This is a genomic window from Solibacillus palustris (assembly GCF_022549215.1).
Lineage (GTDB): Bacteria > Bacillota > Bacilli > Bacillales_A > Planococcaceae > Solibacillus > Solibacillus daqui.
Genome location: NZ_JAKZFC010000009.1, coordinates 1 through 16,402 on the forward strand (window position 1 = coordinate 1; position 16,402 = coordinate 16,402).

The window sequence follows — 16,402 nt, forward strand, 5'->3', positions numbered from 1 at the left end:
ATCGTTGTCACAGGGGACAACTTCTCAAATTCTACAACATCTACTTTCAGATGTCAACAGTTTTTAAAAAGTTTTTTTAAAACTGGAGCGGGTGATCGGAATCGAACCGACAACATCAGCTTGGAAGGCTGAGGTTTTACCACTAAACTACACCCGCATATTAAATTATTATGGCGCGCCCGACAGGAGTCGAACCCATAACCTTCTGATCCGTAGTCAGACGCTCTATCCAATTGAGCTACGGGCGCATAAAATGATTACTTGGTGCGGCCGAGAGGACTTGAACCTCCACGGGGTTGCCCCCACTAGGCCCTCAACCTAGCGCGTCTGCCATTCCGCCACGACCGCTTCATCTGACATTTCTCATTATACAACTCCGAGAATTTTTGTCAATATGAAAACTGGTGAGCCATGAAGGACTCGAACCTTCGACCCTCTGATTAAAAGTCAGATGCTCTACCGACTGAGCTAATGGCTCTCGTAATGGCTGGGGTACCTGGATTCGAACCAGGGCATGACGGAATCAAAATCCGTTGCCTTACCGCTTGGCTATACCCCAAAAATGGCGGTCCCGACCGGGATCGAACCGGCGATCTCCTGCGTGACAGGCAGGCATGTTAACCGCTACACCACGGGACCATAAGTAAAAAACTATAAAATTAAGTGGTGACCCGTACGGGATTCGAACCCGTGTTACCGCCGTGAAAGGGCGGTGTCTTAACCACTTGACCAACGGGCCATACAATGGCTCCGAAGGCAGGACTCGAACCTGCGACCTGCCGGTTAACAGCCGGATGCTCTACCAACTGAGCTACTTCGGAATAATTACTGTGTTTCGTCGATATCATCTTGTCGACTTTTTCTATTATAGAGACCGACTATTGATTCGTCAATACTTTTTATTGATTTTTTCCAACAAAAAAATCACTACCTATTATATAAATTTTATTTCTATATGACGATAAAGGGTATTTTCTCCCTATAAATTAAATTTAAACACCCAATTCACATTAAAGTTCACTTTTTATGAATTTAATTTTCCCCTGACAAATACTACAGCAATATTTACTAACATCCATCTTTCTTCTTCGTTTATAGTCTTGCCCACATTTCACACAACGGTAAAAATAAATGACCGCTTTCTTCTTAATAGTGATAGGGGGTTCAATACGAGAGCAAAACCTCGGTGCACCTACACGCTTTAACAAATTTTTAAAATCGGCATCTCGATGTTGATATCCCATCCCTAAAATATGTAGATGATAATGACATAGTTCATGTAAAATGATTCCCTCTAACTCTACTATTCCAAAATGATCATACAACTTTTTATTTAGTTCAATGTTATGACTAGTCAACATATAGCGGCCACCTGTTGATTTTAAGCGACTATTAAAATAAGCCTTGTGTATAAAAGGCCGATTAAAATACTGTATAGATAATTGTTCAACTAGCTGTTGTGCTTGCTCATCTGTCATCACCATCACTCCATTTCCCCAAAAATAAAGAGGCTGCCCAAAAAGTGAATGCTCCTTGGACAGTGCTCTTATCATGTATTAATAATTCGCTTTAAGTGGTGCAACTGTGTTGGTGAGAATTTAATGGGTGAATGACAACACCGCGCTAGTATCCATCATCCACTCGAAAGAAATGTTCTAAAATTAGTTCTCAAACATTTCCTTCAATTATAAAGAACTCTAGCAAATTTTAAACGTTTAATTGTTGTTCGGGTGGAAGCATTGTTAAGGAAATACGCCCTTTATTTGCTTCTACTTTTTCAACCCAAACGGTTACAATGTCCCCTAATGCAACTACATCTAGAGGATGCTTGATGCGACCTTTTTGAAGTTTCGAAATATGCACAAGGCCATCTTGCTTCACACCTATGTCTACAAATGCGCCGAAATCTACTACGTTACGTACGGTTCCCTGTAATTCCATCCCTACTTGTAAATCTTCCATTTGTAAGACATCTGTTTTTAGTAGCGGTTGTGGGAATGCATCACGCGGGTCACGAGATGGCTTCATTAAAGTATCTACAATATCTTTTAATGTTACTTCACCAACATTTAGTGTTGCACTTAATTCTGATAAACTCAATTCGCTAATCGCTTGTTCTGCCTTTGGTGTACCAACGTCTTTTTTTGTTAATGCAGCCGCCTCTAAAATTGCTTCAGCCAGCTTATAACTTTCTGGGTGAATACCTGTAGTATCGAGTGGATTTTTTGCCTCTGGGATACGTAAGAAACCGATTGCTTGCTCATAAGTTTTTGCACCTAAACGTGGAATTTTTTTCAGTTGCGCACGTGATGTGAATTTTCCGTTTTCACCGCGCATTATTACGATATTTTCTGCTACCGTTTTTGATAAGCCCGAAACATATTGTAACAGTGAAGCTGACGCTGTATTTACATCAACACCTACTTGGTTTACAGCTGTCTCTACGATAAATGTTAGTGATTCAGCTAGCTGTTTTTGAGATACGTCATGCTGATATTGTCCGACACCAACTGCTTTTGGTTCAATTTTTACTAATTCAGATAAGGGATCTTGTAAGCGACGTGCAATCGATACTGCGCTACGCTGCTCTACTTGTAAATCCGGGAACTCAGCACGTGCTACATCTGAAGCTGAATAAACGGAAGCTCCCGCCTCATTGACAATTACATATGCAACCTGCTCATCTATTTCTTTTAACACTTCCGCAATAAATTGCTCTGTCTCACGTGAAGCGGTCCCATTTCCAATTGCAATAATGCTTATTGGATACTTTTTCAATAATTTTATAATCGTTGCTTTTGATTTCGTTGTATCTGATGTCGTATGCGGATAAATTACACCAATTTCAATCATTTTCCCTGTTTCATCAACTACAGCTAATTTACAGCCTGTACGATAAGCCGGGTCAACACCTAATACCATTTTACCGCGCATTGGTGGTTGTAGTAATAAGTTACGTAAGTTTTCCGAGAAAATATGAATTGCCTGTGTTTCACCTTTTTCGGTTAACTCTGAGCGCAATTCGTTTTCAATGGACGGTTTAATCAGGCGTTTATAGCTATCTAATATCGCTAATGTCACTTGTTCGACAGATGGACCAACAAAGTTTTTCGGAATGAAGTGCAATTCCATTTGTGTTGTTGCCTTCTCGATAGGTACGTCAATTGTTACACGCAATATGTCTTCCTTTTCCCCACGATTTACTGCTAATGTACGGTGAGGTGCTATACGAGAAACCGGCTCTTCGTATTCATAATACATTTCGAATACTTGTTTTTCGTCTTTTTCTGCATTTTTTACAGCTGTTACGAGCTTACCTTCACGCCAAGATAATTTACGCAGCTTTTCACGAATTGTGGCATCATCTGCAAAATACTCCGCTAAAATATCACGCGCACCTGCTAATGCATCTTCTATAGATGTAACACCTTTTTCTTCGTTTATATAACTAGCAGCTAGTTGCTCTACTGATTGCTTTGTAAATTTTAATATGTGCTCAGCTAGTGGTTCTAACCCACGTTCTTTGGCAATCGTTGCTTTCGTACGTCGTTTTTGCTTGTATGGTCGATATAAATCTTCAACACGTTGTAATACTGTTGCCGCTTGGATGGCTTGTTGTAATTCTGCTGTCAACTTGCCTTGCTCAGCAATTAAGCGTACTACTTCTTCTTTTCTCGTTTCTAATTGTTGTATGTAATGATAGCGATCTTCAATGGCTTTTATTTGTACTTCATCTAGAGAACCTGTAACTTCTTTACGATAACGCGCAATAAACGGTACGGTATTCCCTTCTTCTAATAAGTCAATAACTGCTTGTGCTTGTTTTGGTTGTACATTTGCATCTTGTGCAATCATTTGTAGCATTTTCTTCTGTTCCATCGTGCCACTCCTTTACGTTTGAACTCCTTTTAGTTTACCACTAACAATCCGTTGTTACTCTTGAAAATTCGCAATTTCACCCACAAAAAAAAAGTCCACTTGTGCAAAAAATCAGTAGACTCTAAACGGTTATGATGATATTCCGCCACTTGAAACAATAGCTTCTTGTAATTTTTTTATCGCCTTGCGCTGAATACGCGAAACATGCATTTGTGAAATGCCAAGTCGTTCACCAGCTTCTTTCTGGCTTAGCTGATCCAAATAGGTAAATTGGATAATTTGACGCTCGCGCTCATTTAACACATTCATTACATCCGTTACGATCATACGACGATTCGTTATTTCATAACCGTCATCCTCTTTACCAACGACATCGAATAAGGTAACTGTACTACCGTCTGAATCTGATTCAATCGAATGATCCATCGATAACGCTTGATAACTACGCCCCATCTCCATCGCTTCAAGCACGTCTTCATCTTGCACTTCTAAATAAGTTGCAATCTCACAGATCGAAGGTGAACGCTGCAACTCTGTTGTTAGTGCTTCTACTGCTGATTTAATGCGTGGTCCAAGCTCCTTAATTCGCCTTGGTACATGAACATCCCATGTTTTATCTCGTAAAAACCGTTTAATTTCACCAACTATTGTTGGCACGGCAAATGCTTCAAAGCTTCTGCCAAAAGAAGGATCAAATCGTCGAATCGCACCTAATAAGCCAAGCATACCAACTTGTACAATATCATCATAATAAGATTTACCATGAGAATATTTACGAGCAATTGACTCTACTAATTGTTGATAATGAAGTACTAAGTTTGTCTGTGATTCCTCGCTGGTATGCTCTTGAAATTCTGCAATCCAATTTAGTACTTCTTCTTTTGATGAATTTCTAGGTAGTGATTCTTTCGACATTCCCCTTCACCTGCTCTCTCGAGACATACTTTGTCATGAAAACCGTTACGCCGCCTTCATTATTTATTTTCACTTCATCCATTAAAGATTCCATTAAGTAAATCCCTAATCCACCCTCACGTAAAAGTGCTACGTTTTCATCCTCATGATATGGGCCGATTTTTGATTTTACTTCTTCAAAGTTAAAGCTTACGCCGTAATCTGCTACCATAATTTCAATTTTGTCATCGTAAAGTGCACAGCCAATTACTACTTCTCCACTTTCGCCTTTATAAGCATGATGAACAACATTCGTTACCGCTTCACTTGTTGCAATTTTTAAATCTTCTATTTCGTCATAAGTGAATCCAACACGCACAGCTAAACCAGAAATCGTTAAACGAATGACACTAACATATTGCGATTTAGCCGGCACTCTGATTTCGATATAATCAAATGCTTTCATCATTTCATCTCCAACTCCTCGTCGGTTTCAATACTCATTAATTCACTTAATCCTGTAATCTCAAATAACCGTACTAAACGACTAGATAAATTGACTAATTTTAACGATGCGTTTTCACGTGTTATCTTTTTGTAAAATGCCACGAAAATTCCTAAACCCGTACTATCCATATAATTCACGTTCGATAAATCTAACTCAATCTTTCGTCCTTCTACAACTCTAACGGTTTCTAACTCTTCACGTAATATAGGGGCTGTAAACGTATCGATTTCCCCTTCAATATAACCTCGTAGCACGTTGCCATCTTCTCTAAACTGAACATTGACATTCATTATTAGACACCTCCATCTACTGAATTATATTAAAATTCCCTTTTTTCGTGTAATTAAACCCATTTTCTGAGATTATTTTTTTATAAAAACCACAGTAAAATCATCTTCTAAATCAAATTCTGGCATAGCTTTTAAATAAGCGTACATTTGCTCACACATTTCTTGTGCCGTAAGATGGTTATAACTTAACGCCAATTTTTTTATGACATCACGCGGATCTATATCTCCCCGTTTGCGGAAATCGGTCACACCATCAGTAATCATTAAAATAAAATCGTTGTCCCCCATTTCAATCTCATATTGAGGGTAGTTAACTTCAGGCATTACACCTAACAACAAACCTTTAGACTCTAAATCATAGAAAGTTTGTTCACTCGCACAATAGTAAATTGCCGGCTCATGACCAGCAGAACCATATGTAAACAGACTGTTTTCAACATCATATGTGCCATAAAACATCGAGACGAACATACTATCATCAACACTTTTTTCAATGATGCGATTTAAAACACCTAAAATATACGATGGCTCATTCGTTGCATATTCTAACGTATCCAAACCATATTTAACCATTGACATACATAGCGCTGCTGGTACACCTTTGCCTACTACATCTGTCACAGCCACGCTAACATAATGTTCATCATTACTTAAAAAATGCACATAATCGCCATTCATTTTACGAATCGGAATGGACACCATACCAATATCGATGGCTTCAATTTTCGGAATTGTTGTCCGAAGAATCATATCTTGAATTTTCGTTGCTACATTCATCTCAATTCGTAATTCTTCTTGTTGTTCTAGTAAACTTTGATGCTCTTTTAATGTCAGCCCAAAATGCACCATGATTTCGATTAAAAAATCAAAGCTATGTGAAACATCCTCCGACAAATTCGGATAAATATGTTCAATCGCATATTTATGAATATTAATCACTTCTTCAGGCGTTACCTTTTTCTGAATCAATTGTCGAATAAAATTTTGTCCGATATACAAATTTCGTTCAGTTTGATTTTCTAAGTAATCAGATAATATTTTCTGATATTGAATTTGTAATTCTTTCAATTATCATCACTTCCTACTACACCCATTTTTCAATTACAACGATTGTCCCTTTACCCTTAGTTGACTGAATATCCATCGAATCCATCAGCCTTTTGACGCCTGGTAAACCTGCACCAAGACCGCCCGAGGTAGAATAGCCATCTTCCATCACTTTTTTTAAATTATTTATACCGGGGCCTTTGTCAGCAGCGATAATACGTATTCCCATTTTGTCCCCTTCATTAATACGTTCCATCGTTACTTCTCCTGCACGAGCATATAAATAAATATTTCGAGCAAGTTCACTAATTGCAGTCGTAATTCGAGCTTGATCTACCGCACCAAAGCCTATCGCCTTCGCTTCGTTCCTTCCTAGTTGGCGTGCAGCTACAATATCCCATTCTGTTATAATCTCTACGGTAGCTTTTGAATCCATCATAGCGCCTCCAATTCCTTAAGTTTTCTTTAGGGGAATTAACGAGTAACATAAAAATTTTAAATAGTCAATTAATTATAACAAACCTCATCACTCTCTGTGTCATTTATAGGAATAATCTAAATTTTGCAAAAATATACAGATGGTTATTTTCCATTTTACTGCATAATTCTACTTTTTACACTATTTAAAACTTGTTAATGCATAATATATTTTGGTATTTGTCCCCAAAATATACTTCAATTAACTGTTTTTTTAAATTATTGATTTTTTAAGAGGATATACTGAGCAATAGATTGATTTTCGATTTATAGTGTCCATTCTTTTAATTAAGAATCATAAAAGCCCTTAGCATTGTATTGATTTTAGCCTATTAAAAAAACACCGAAACTATTATGTTCCGATGTTTTTTTTATGTATTAAAATTTTACAAGTCCTAAACTAATACCAAGTGCCATGTCCACTTCATGCATTAATTTGGCATCTAGCTGTGTAATTCGATCTGTTAATCGAGATTTATCAATAGTACGCAATTGTTCAAGCAAAATTACCGAATCACGTTCAAAACCATACTTTTTAGCATCGATTTCAACATGGGTAGGTAATTTTGCTTTTTGAATTTGCGCAGTAATTGCAGCGATAATGACTGTTGGACTAAAACGATTACCTATATCATTTTGAATAATAAGAACAGGTCTTGTACCACCCTGCTCCGAACCTATAACTGGTGATAGGTCAGCAAAAAAAACGTCTCCACGTTTTACAATCAAATTGTCATCCCCCGCTTACGAGACGCTCCACCATATGTTCCGCTTCATATTCTGCATGTAAGCACTCACTGCAAATCGTCAGATTAATTTGCGACATTTCCACATAGCCTTTCATTAAAGCTTCCCGTATTTGATTTGGTTGCATATGCTTTGTATATTCCTTAGCAGCTAAATACGTAATCATGCCACCATTATTCGTACCACGACCAAACTTACTTTCAAATTGTACAATTAACTCATTAGGAATATTAATTACTACTTCTTCTAGATCAATAATTTCTTTTGCGTACAAAACAAGCACCTCCACCGAACATTCCATTTCCATACCATTCTAGCATTGAATGGCTACGAAGAAAAGACAAGAAAGTAAAAAAACTGACAATTCTCGCAGTAGGAAATGACAAATAAGTGAAAGTACTTATTTTAATCCGCATTATTTCGACAAAACTCACATTACAATTACTTATATACTCTAGGAACTCGGGCTGTTATTACACAAGGTACTTCATAGTTAATTGTTCCTAACTTATTGGCCCAGTCATCTAACGTAATTCTCTCTTGCCCTTGATGACCGATTAAAACAACAGGTTCTCCAACATTATATGCCTTTGGTAGTAAAATCATACTTTGATCCATACAAATTCGTCCAATTATTTTAGTACGCTCGCCACCTACAAGTACCTCTTGCCCACTGAGCTTGCGAATCATCCCATCTGCATAACCGATTGGAATTGTACCAACATAAATATCTTCCTCTGCTGTAAATGTCGCGCCGTACCCTAATGACTGTCCTGCTTTAAGCTGCTTTACATGAACTAACTCCGTTTGTAACGAAAAAGCAGGTTGAATCGGGAAAGGTAAAATTTCTCCAATATATGATGAAGGAAGTAAACCGTACATTGAAATCCCAAAACGTACTGCGTCATATTGTAAAGATGTATCTTTTACTAACGCAGTTGCTGTATTTGCAACATGTACTAGTCTTGGCTTCGATGGCAATGCCATCAACAATTCCTTAAATAAGGATACTTGGTTGTCAAAGTACAAAGAATCTTCCTCATCAGCCGTTGCAAAATGTGTAAAAATCCCATCTAAAATAAAATGCGGTGAAGCTATGATCGATTCGTATAAAGGTATTAGCTCTTCTCTCGAATTCACACCGATACGCCCCATACCTGAATCAATTTTAATGTGCAACCTCACTGGTTGTGACTGCGGTAAATATGCAGCCGCACGCTCTAACCAGTCAGTTGAAAAAACAGTAAGGGTAATATTTTCCTTTGCAGCATATGGAATAAAGTTAGGTGGTGTTGCCCCTAGTATTAGCATATCAGTTTTTGGGAAATGTGCTCTCATATGTACTGCTTCATCCGGCGTTGCAACTGCGAGCATTGTCGCTCCTGCTTTGATTGCTGCTTTTGCGACTTCAACGTCACCATGCCCATATGCGTTTGCCTTTACGACGGCAATAATTTGCACACCTTGTTGGAGGTGCTGACGTAATGACGCAACATTATGTTCAATTGCTTGTAAATCGATTACTGCTTTTGTAGGTCGATAATTTGTTTGAATATCCATTATAATTTTACCCTCTTTTTGTAAATTTAAACATAATTTCGTAAATTATTTTTGGCTACCTTCTTGAACACTTGCTGCTACTTCTAATAATTCTTCTTTTGAAAGTTTTGTCGATGCAATGAAAAATGACATGCCATCTTTGTCCCACTGAATCGAATGCTCTGTAATAGCGCCGATCGTATCCCCTAAATCAGCCGGATCTCCTGTAGAAAACACAGGTAGTATACTTTCATTATAATTTATTGGCTGTTGCATCATTGTAAATGGCTTTTCCCCTTCAAATGTTAAAATGACACGTGAATTTCCATCTTCCTGCACTTCAAGCTCTTCTGTTAATTTTGTATGAGCCCAATCCACAGTTGGATAATATACTTTGAACTCTGTGTTAACTATATCGGCACTAGCTGCCTTTTTTTCCTCATTATCTGAAAATTTTTCTACAGCATATTCTTCTGCCTTATGTTGTACACCTAATTTAATATCTTTAAATTGAATAACAACTTGCTCTTGTAATTCCCCGTCTAACACACTCACTTTTGTAGGCAACATCGTTTTTTTGTTAATTGAAATTTGTTGAACCGGTAATGCAGTACGGTCCACATTTCGCGTTTCAAGTTCAAATACAAAGTTTTCTTCATCTTCTGTCATTACTAAATTTTTATCCGCTATTAAATCTTCTGCTAACGCACCAATTAAATACCCCTGGCCATTTTGCTTCGGCCATTCACTTTGAAACTTATGTGTTTTACGTAATGCTGGTGTAACAACAAAAACCCCTTCTTCATTGCGAACAATTAGTTGCTGCTCTGTTTCACCTTGTGGGTTAACCGATACACGGTAAAAATCTGGTTTCGTATGCCATACATTTACATCATAAATCCTCGGTTCGCTTCCTGTTTTTACTTCCATAGATGCCGTTAATTCGTAGCCTTTTGCTTCACTCCACTTTTTATTGACATCTTCAATCACTTCTTCCTGCGTCACCTTGCCACAAGCCGCTAGAAAAATACAAAATGCGACAACTACGAGCAATCGAATTTTCACTGCTCCACCCTTTCCTTCATCTGTTCTCGATAAAACAACATATGAAAGAAAGAAGGCATGTATGTATTATTGCATTAAGATTACTTGTGCAGCAGCTGTCGTTTTCGTATGTGTAATGGAAATAAAACCATTCACCAGTTCTCCGTCAAAGTAAAGCACGGGCTTCCCTATCTCATCTTTTAATATTTCAATTTGCATCAGTTCGCAGTCTTTCCCTATCCCTGTTCCATTTGCTTTAGAGTACGCTTCTTTCGCTGCAAATCGCCCCGCTAAAAACTCGACCTTTCGTGCGTGCGAAAGCGGTTCAAAAATTTTTAACTCTCTTACGGTTAATATACGTTCGACAAACTTTTTTGAGCGCAACATCATTTTTTCGATACGCTCTAATTCAATTAAATCTAATCCTATTCCTTTAATCATTTGAAGGCTCTCCCTTTCTTTTACGTAATATTCCAATGTATAATAAAAATAATTCGTTTTTTGTAGGACATTATCGAGGTGGAATATGTTTATTCGTAGAGAAAATTTTAAACAATTCATTACGTTATATCCAGTTGTGTCGTCAATTATTGCCATCAATTTCATCGTTTTTTTACTGACATTAGTTCCTGGCTTTGGTGAGCGACTTTTATATACTGGAATGAGCGTAAATGGTTTGATCGCTCAAGGTGAATGGTGGCGCATCATTACATCTATGTTTTTACACGTAGGCTTTACCCATGTGCTTTTTAATATGTTTTCATTATTTTTATTTGGTCCTGAGCTCGAAAAAATTGCAGGCAAGATGCGCTTTTTAACAATCTACTTTTTAGCCGGCATTTTTGGTAATGCAGCAACATTTTTAACGCAAGAACCGACCTATGCAAGTGTTGGTGCAAGTGGTGCGCTTTATGGGATTTTCGGTGCATTTGCCGCTCTTGTCTATTACACAAGGCATTTATTCCCTCAGCTAAAGCAAATCATCTTACCGTTAATCGTCATTAGTGTTATTATGACATTTTTAATGCCAAATATTAATATCGCTGCCCATCTTGGAGGGCTAATTGCCGGCTTTATTTTAGGAATTGTCTATTTCAACCCGAAAAATATGGTACGTTGGCGCGAAAAAAATATTCGACGTGTAAAATAGAAAGCAAATGAGACCGCCCCAAAACGAGAGCGGTCTTTTTTATTTTTCATACCAACATAATATCTTTTCAACTTCTTGCTGGTCAATATGACGTACTGTAGCCGATGCTCCTGTCATTCCAGACATCACTACAATTTTCGCCGAACCAATATCGCGTCGTTTTTGAAAATAGGTTTGACGGCCTTGTGTCACTTGAATACGCTTTTTCACCGCAAGAAAAGTAACTCGACTAATTACACGAGACACAATCGTAATTTGGTTGTCGTAAAGTGTGTAGCCTGTTGTTTTGAACTGCCATCTACCTAATAAAATTATCGGCACTATTAGTAATAACGACATTAAGCCATACGGATAAAAGAAGTACGAAATAAGTCCAACGAGCGGCACAAACCAGATAAAATCAATTCGATAAAAAAATGGAAGTGCTTTTTTTGGCGGCTTCACATGTGAGGATAATGAAAAATCATAATCTGGGAACAGTTCCTCAAGCGGTGTAAGTAGCCCTTTCTTTGCAATTAACGGAAACAAAATAATTTTTTTATTTGGTTCTCCGCTAAAACCGCCACCAGCACTTTCTACCGCTACTGAAGCAAGACCTAGTAATTGTTGAAATGGATTTTCAACAATTTTAATAGCTTGAACGCGGTTCAACGGAATAGTCACACGCTTTTTTTCAATTAAGCCACGAGTAATAATTAATCGTTCTTGCTCTTTTGACACCGTGAAATTATAGTAATTCAAACATGTAAAACCAACCGAAATAACCCACGTTAAAAGTAGTACGAGCGCAATAATAATCGCCACCGCAATAAAACTATATTTTATCAAAAATGCCACTTCATCATAGATCGCATCAAACGGTATAAACTCCGCAAATTGCGAAACAGCTGCAAATACCCCCGCTAGCACTACTCCCATACCACTTGATGTCGTCGCAAGTAACAATAGCTCCGGAATTTGCATTTTATGTACGACCGTTGACGGAACTTTTTCAATAATCGTCTGTTCGTTTTCTTCTATTATAGCTTGTTGTTTTTTCGCATACTTCATTCGAATTTCAATTTCATCGGCTGCTGCACGTGTTACAGCTGTTAATTCCGCTTCTGGTTTCCCATTTTTGCTACCAGCTGTTTCAATTTGTACTTCAACAAGCTTAAAAATTCGGTGAAATATACCTTCTTTATAATTTAAGTTTTGAATTCTTTCAAATGGAATATATCGCTTCTTTTTTACAAATAGACCGTATTCAACGCGGAGTTCACTATCCTCAAACCAATAAACGAAAGTCCACCATTTAATTCCCCCATTAATGATCGTCCAAAGTAAAACAACAGATAGAATCATTAATGGTACCATTTCTCCAAAAAAGTCTTTACTACGGTAATCAAAATTAAAGTTAAATCCATTCGCCACTATAATGATAGCAATTGGCACTAATAGGTCCTTCAGTGCCTTCACAACATTAATTAAAACTGCCGCAGGATGAAGTTTAAATTTTTCATTAGACATCATCATCCGCCACCCTTGCTAATTCCGAAATTTTCATACGTAACATATCCGCATATTCTAACTCTAGCATCGGAATGGTATGAACTGTTGCCGCTGACGATATTGAAATGTTTGCCAAATTGTATTTTTTTAATATCGGACCTTGCTCTGTGTCAACATGCTGTACACGCACCATCGGAATTAAAGTACGTGTCACAATAAATAAGCCGCTTTGAATTTCAATTTCTTGTTCACGTACTTCATAGCGCCAAATTTTCCAACGAATATTCGGGAAAATTATAATTGAGCAAATGATTGATAATACAACAATTGCAATCATGAGCCATTGAATCCATACTGGCCAATTGAATTTAATTGTTAGAAATACGGCACCAGCTGCAAGTAATGCTAAAATCATCGTTTGAAAAAATCCATACAAACGCCAAACAGTTACCGCTTTTTTCGGTAATTGGTTTTGTGGTTGTGCTCTCATTTTATTTACACCTCGTTTTCTCTATCTAGATATACGATTTAAATGATATTTCGTTTCACTTTTATCATACTATAAAACTTCCATGTTCTTGAAACTTTACAATTATTTTATTTTCATGTTAAAAAACACATCCGCGAATTAACGCAGATGTGTTTTGGATTGTATAAATTAGTCTTCGCGACGTTGACGAGGACGACGGTCACGAGAAGATGAACCTTCGCGGCGTCCGCTTCCTTCACGACGACCGCCATCACGACGTTCGCCACCGCGACCACCTTCACGACGACGATCTCCACCGCCATTACCACCACGACGGTCTCCACCACGGCTACCTCCGCCACGGTTGCGGTCATTACCACCACGCCCACGGTTTCCACCACCATTAGAACGCTCACGACGCATTGGTAATGGACGCTCTTCTGTTAATGAAACAGGCGTTGCATCTGGCTCTTTTGTAATTGATTTAAGTGCAGCTGCCACTAAATCTAACGCTTCGTTATTTGCTAATAACTGAGCTGCTAATTCACGGTAGTTGCCTAAATCATTGTTTTGCACTAATTCCACCAACGATTGCATTGCATCTTCTTGTAAGCCTACTAAAGCTTCTTCAGATGTTGGTGGACGTAAAGGATTCATACGTTTTTTCGTAGTTTCTTCTACGATACGTAAGTAACCCATTTCACGAGGTGTTACGAATGTTACAGAAGTACCTTGTTTACCAGCACGGCCAGTACGACCAATACGGTGAACGTAAGATTCTGGATCTTGTGGGATATCGAAGTTGTAAACATGTGTTACACCAGAAATATCTAAACCACGAGCAGCAACGTCTGTTGCGATTAAGATGTCAATTTTACTTTCTTTAAATTGACGTAATACAGAAAGACGTTTTGCTTGTGATAAGTCACCGTGAATTCCTTCTGCTAAGAAACCACGTAAACCTAACGCTTGAGATAACTCATCAACACGACGTTTTGTACGACCAAAGATAATCGCTAACTCTGGTTTTTGAGAATCTAATAAACGAGAAAGTGCATCGAACTTCTCACGCTCAGTAGCTTTTACAAAGAACTGCTCAATGTTTTCCATTGTTAATTCTTTTGCTTTGATTTTAACGATTTCTGGGTTTTTCATAAATGTTTCAGCAATTTTGCGGATTGCAGGTGGCATTGTTGCTGAGAATAATAACGTTTGACGATCAGATGGAACAGACTCTAAAATCGCGTTAATGTCATCAATGAAGCCCATGTTTAACATTTCATCTGCTTCGTCTAATACTAAAGTTTGTACTTCGTCTAATTTCATAGTACGACGGTTAATATGGTCTTGAATACGACCAGGTGTACCTACGATAATTTGTGGTTTATTTTTAAGCGCACGGATTTGACGACTAATTTCTTGTCCACCGTAAACTGATAATAATTTTACGCGCTTATCATAACCTAATTTATAAAGTTCTTCAGAAACTTGGATTGCTAATTCACGAGTTGGAGCAATTACTAAAGCTTGGATATTCGGATTTTTAGGGTCGATTTTCTCGATTAATGGAATACCGAATGCAGCTGTTTTACCAGTACCTGTTTGCGCTTGACCTAATACGTCGCGGCCAGCCATGGCAAAATTAACTGTTCCTTCTTGGATTGGTGTTGCTTCTTCAAACCCCATACGCTTAATTGAACGTAATGTAGATTCACTAATGTTTAATTCTGAAAAATTTGTCAAACTCTTCAATCTCCTTTTTCCTATTAAGTTGACAAATGGTTACATTTTCAGATAAAATGGCGGCAAATTTCGAGCCATTGTAATTGGAACGTTTCCGTTACTAAAAAATTCTCTCTACTTACAAAATGTAGAGTCTCTTATATGAAAGGAAAGCCCGGTCATTGCCGAGCGGTTCGATTCTACAGTTTCTTAATTGCAATGCATTTTTAAAAAATAGAATAAAACCGTTATCAAAAAAAAGCACTCTTCACCTAAAACGCTTGAAGAGTCTTTGCACAAAATGTATCCATTGCTTTACATAGTCTAACACGGGAGTTCTCGGTATGCAACGTTTATGCTTATGTGAATTGTTATATACTATGCATCATTTAAAAATTGAAAGACCTTTTGAAACCAGCTTTCGCAGTCATCACTATAGCAAATGTGATGTTTTCCCTGCTCAGAAATATACAGTCTTTTTTCTGAAGATTGAAGTAAATTTTGCAAATAAGCTGCTGTAGAAAATGGGACAATCCCATCCAATTTCCCTTGTACAATAAATGTCGGACACTTTATATTTTGAATGTACGGTGCTGTTTTTTGTACAACACGTGTAAATTCTACCGTGGCAGATAATGGAACATGCTTAAACTTAAATTTGTAGCGTGCAAATAATTCATTGTCCCCCAATTGATGATGCATAAAATCTTCTGCCATTAAACGAATATCTTTTATAAGTTGTGTTGGACTAATATATTTTGCCGCCGCACTAAGTAAGACTAACTTTTTCACCTTATAACGAATTGCTAAATACATCGCAATAACCCCACCCATTGAAAATCCAACTACGATAACATCATCAACCTTTTTCTTTAAATTTCGATAGGCAACTTCCGCCTCCATCATCCAATGTTCCGCTTTATAGCCTTTCATCGCCAACTCTTCTGCCTCACCATGTCCTGAAAAAGTTAGGATACTTACTTCCCACGTTGTACGCTGCTGAAGAAAATCTACTAAAGGTTGTACCTCATAAGGGCCACCTGAAAATCCATGTAAAAAAAGTATACCTGTCGACACAACATCACCTAAATTCATAATTTTTTTGTTTATTTTTTCCAATAAAATTGTATACTTTATTAAATAAA

17 protein-coding genes and 8 tRNA genes are annotated in these 16,402 nt (G+C 37.6%); 1 reads left to right on the forward strand and 24 read right to left on the reverse strand.

Annotated elements, in window-relative coordinates:
- Nucleotides 1-83 precede the first annotated feature (83 nt).
- The 20 genes from LZ480_RS17240 to acpS form a co-directional block, all read right to left on the reverse strand.
- Nucleotides 84-157: transfer RNA gene (locus LZ480_RS17240), tRNA-Gly, on the reverse strand.
- Between the two features lie 14 nt (nt 158-171).
- Nucleotides 172-248, reverse strand: a tRNA-Arg gene (locus LZ480_RS17245).
- A gap of 14 nt (nt 249-262) precedes the next feature.
- Nucleotides 263-348 (reverse strand) — tRNA-Leu (locus LZ480_RS17250).
- A 54-nt stretch (nt 349-402) separates the two neighbouring features.
- Nucleotides 403-478, reverse strand: a tRNA-Lys gene (locus LZ480_RS17255).
- A gap of 6 nt (nt 479-484) precedes the next feature.
- Nucleotides 485-559, reverse strand: a tRNA-Gln gene (locus LZ480_RS17260).
- Nucleotides 560-563: 4 nt separating this feature from the next.
- Nucleotides 564-639, reverse strand: a tRNA-Asp gene (locus tag LZ480_RS17265).
- Between the two features lie 25 nt (nt 640-664).
- Nucleotides 665-739 (reverse strand) — tRNA-Glu (locus LZ480_RS17270).
- Nucleotides 740-745: 6 nt separating this feature from the next.
- Nucleotides 746-821, reverse strand: a tRNA-Asn gene (locus LZ480_RS17275).
- A gap of 189 nt (nt 822-1,010) precedes the next feature.
- Nucleotides 1,011-1,478 carry a SprT family protein gene (locus LZ480_RS17280; protein ID WP_241370787.1) on the reverse strand — a complete coding sequence of 156 codons (468 nt, stop codon included), beginning with the start codon at nt 1,476-1,478 and terminating at the stop codon, nt 1,011-1,013.
- A gap of 229 nt (nt 1,479-1,707) precedes the next feature.
- Complete coding sequence (locus tag LZ480_RS17285; RefSeq protein ID WP_241370788.1) at nt 1,708-3,879, reverse strand: Tex family protein; 2,172 nt, start codon at nt 3,877-3,879, stop codon at nt 1,708-1,710.
- 129 nt (nt 3,880-4,008) lie between these two features.
- On the reverse strand, nt 4,009-4,794 hold the full coding sequence (sigB, locus tag LZ480_RS17290) for an RNA polymerase sigma factor SigB (protein WP_241370789.1): 786 nt from the start codon (nt 4,792-4,794) through the stop codon (nt 4,009-4,011).
- Nucleotides 4,772-5,239: an anti-sigma B factor RsbW gene (gene rsbW, locus LZ480_RS17295; protein ID WP_305037336.1), complete on the reverse strand. Its 468-nt coding sequence runs from the start codon at nt 5,237-5,239 to the stop codon at nt 4,772-4,774. Before rsbW ends, sigB begins: the two co-directional genes overlap by 23 nt.
- The gene (locus LZ480_RS17300; protein ID WP_241370791.1) at nt 5,239-5,571 is read right to left on the reverse strand and encodes an STAS domain-containing protein; all 333 of its coding nucleotides are present in this window, start codon (nt 5,569-5,571) and stop codon (nt 5,239-5,241) included. The genes rsbW and LZ480_RS17300 overlap by 1 nt, the downstream gene beginning before the upstream one ends.
- A 72-nt stretch (nt 5,572-5,643) precedes the next feature.
- A complete protein-coding gene (locus tag LZ480_RS17305) occupies nt 5,644-6,639 on the reverse strand; it encodes a PP2C family protein-serine/threonine phosphatase (protein WP_241370792.1) in 996 nt (331 codons plus the stop codon).
- Between the two features lie 16 nt (nt 6,640-6,655).
- The gene (locus LZ480_RS17310; RefSeq protein WP_241370923.1) at nt 6,656-7,054 is read right to left on the reverse strand and encodes an anti-sigma regulatory factor; all 399 of its coding nucleotides are present in this window, start codon (nt 7,052-7,054) and stop codon (nt 6,656-6,658) included.
- Between the two features lie 419 nt (nt 7,055-7,473).
- Nucleotides 7,474-7,824 (reverse strand): type II toxin-antitoxin system PemK/MazF family toxin, encoded by a 351-nt coding sequence (locus tag LZ480_RS17315; RefSeq protein WP_241370793.1) that lies wholly within the window; start codon nt 7,822-7,824, stop codon nt 7,474-7,476.
- A 4-nt stretch (nt 7,825-7,828) separates the two neighbouring features.
- Nucleotides 7,829-8,116, reverse strand: coding sequence for a transcriptional regulator (locus LZ480_RS17320; protein WP_241370794.1), 288 nt, complete (start codon nt 8,114-8,116; stop codon nt 7,829-7,831).
- Between the two features lie 167 nt (nt 8,117-8,283).
- The gene (alr, locus tag LZ480_RS17325; RefSeq protein WP_241370795.1) at nt 8,284-9,402 is read right to left on the reverse strand and encodes an alanine racemase; all 1,119 of its coding nucleotides are present in this window, start codon (nt 9,400-9,402) and stop codon (nt 8,284-8,286) included.
- A 45-nt stretch (nt 9,403-9,447) separates the two neighbouring features.
- On the reverse strand, nt 9,448-10,446 hold the full coding sequence (locus tag LZ480_RS17330; protein WP_241370796.1) for a LolA family protein: 999 nt from the start codon (nt 10,444-10,446) through the stop codon (nt 9,448-9,450).
- A gap of 66 nt (nt 10,447-10,512) precedes the next feature.
- Nucleotides 10,513-10,866 carry a holo-ACP synthase gene (gene acpS, locus LZ480_RS17335; protein ID WP_241370797.1) on the reverse strand — a complete coding sequence of 118 codons (354 nt, stop codon included), beginning with the start codon at nt 10,864-10,866 and terminating at the stop codon, nt 10,513-10,515.
- A gap of 85 nt (nt 10,867-10,951) precedes the next feature.
- On the opposite strand from acpS, the gene LZ480_RS17340 reads away from it, so the two are divergent.
- Complete coding sequence (locus LZ480_RS17340; RefSeq protein ID WP_241370798.1) at nt 10,952-11,575, forward strand: rhomboid family intramembrane serine protease; 624 nt, start codon at nt 10,952-10,954, stop codon at nt 11,573-11,575.
- A 39-nt stretch (nt 11,576-11,614) separates the two neighbouring features.
- Here the strand turns inward: LZ480_RS17340 and LZ480_RS17345 are convergent, their stop codons facing one another.
- The 4 genes from LZ480_RS17345 to LZ480_RS17360 form a co-directional block, all read right to left on the reverse strand.
- Nucleotides 11,615-13,084, reverse strand: coding sequence for a PH domain-containing protein (locus LZ480_RS17345; protein WP_241370799.1), 1,470 nt, complete (start codon nt 13,082-13,084; stop codon nt 11,615-11,617).
- Nucleotides 13,077-13,556: a PH domain-containing protein gene (locus LZ480_RS17350; protein WP_241370800.1), complete on the reverse strand. Its 480-nt coding sequence runs from the start codon at nt 13,554-13,556 to the stop codon at nt 13,077-13,079. Before LZ480_RS17350 ends, LZ480_RS17345 begins: the two co-directional genes overlap by 8 nt.
- A gap of 168 nt (nt 13,557-13,724) precedes the next feature.
- Nucleotides 13,725-15,278 (reverse strand): DEAD/DEAH box helicase, encoded by a 1,554-nt coding sequence (locus tag LZ480_RS17355; protein ID WP_241370801.1) that lies wholly within the window; start codon nt 15,276-15,278, stop codon nt 13,725-13,727.
- Between the two features lie 357 nt (nt 15,279-15,635).
- Nucleotides 15,636-16,334, reverse strand: a complete 699-nt coding sequence (locus LZ480_RS17360) for an alpha/beta hydrolase (protein ID WP_241370802.1) — start codon at nt 16,332-16,334, stop codon at nt 15,636-15,638.
- Nucleotides 16,335-16,402: the final 68 nt, after the last annotated feature.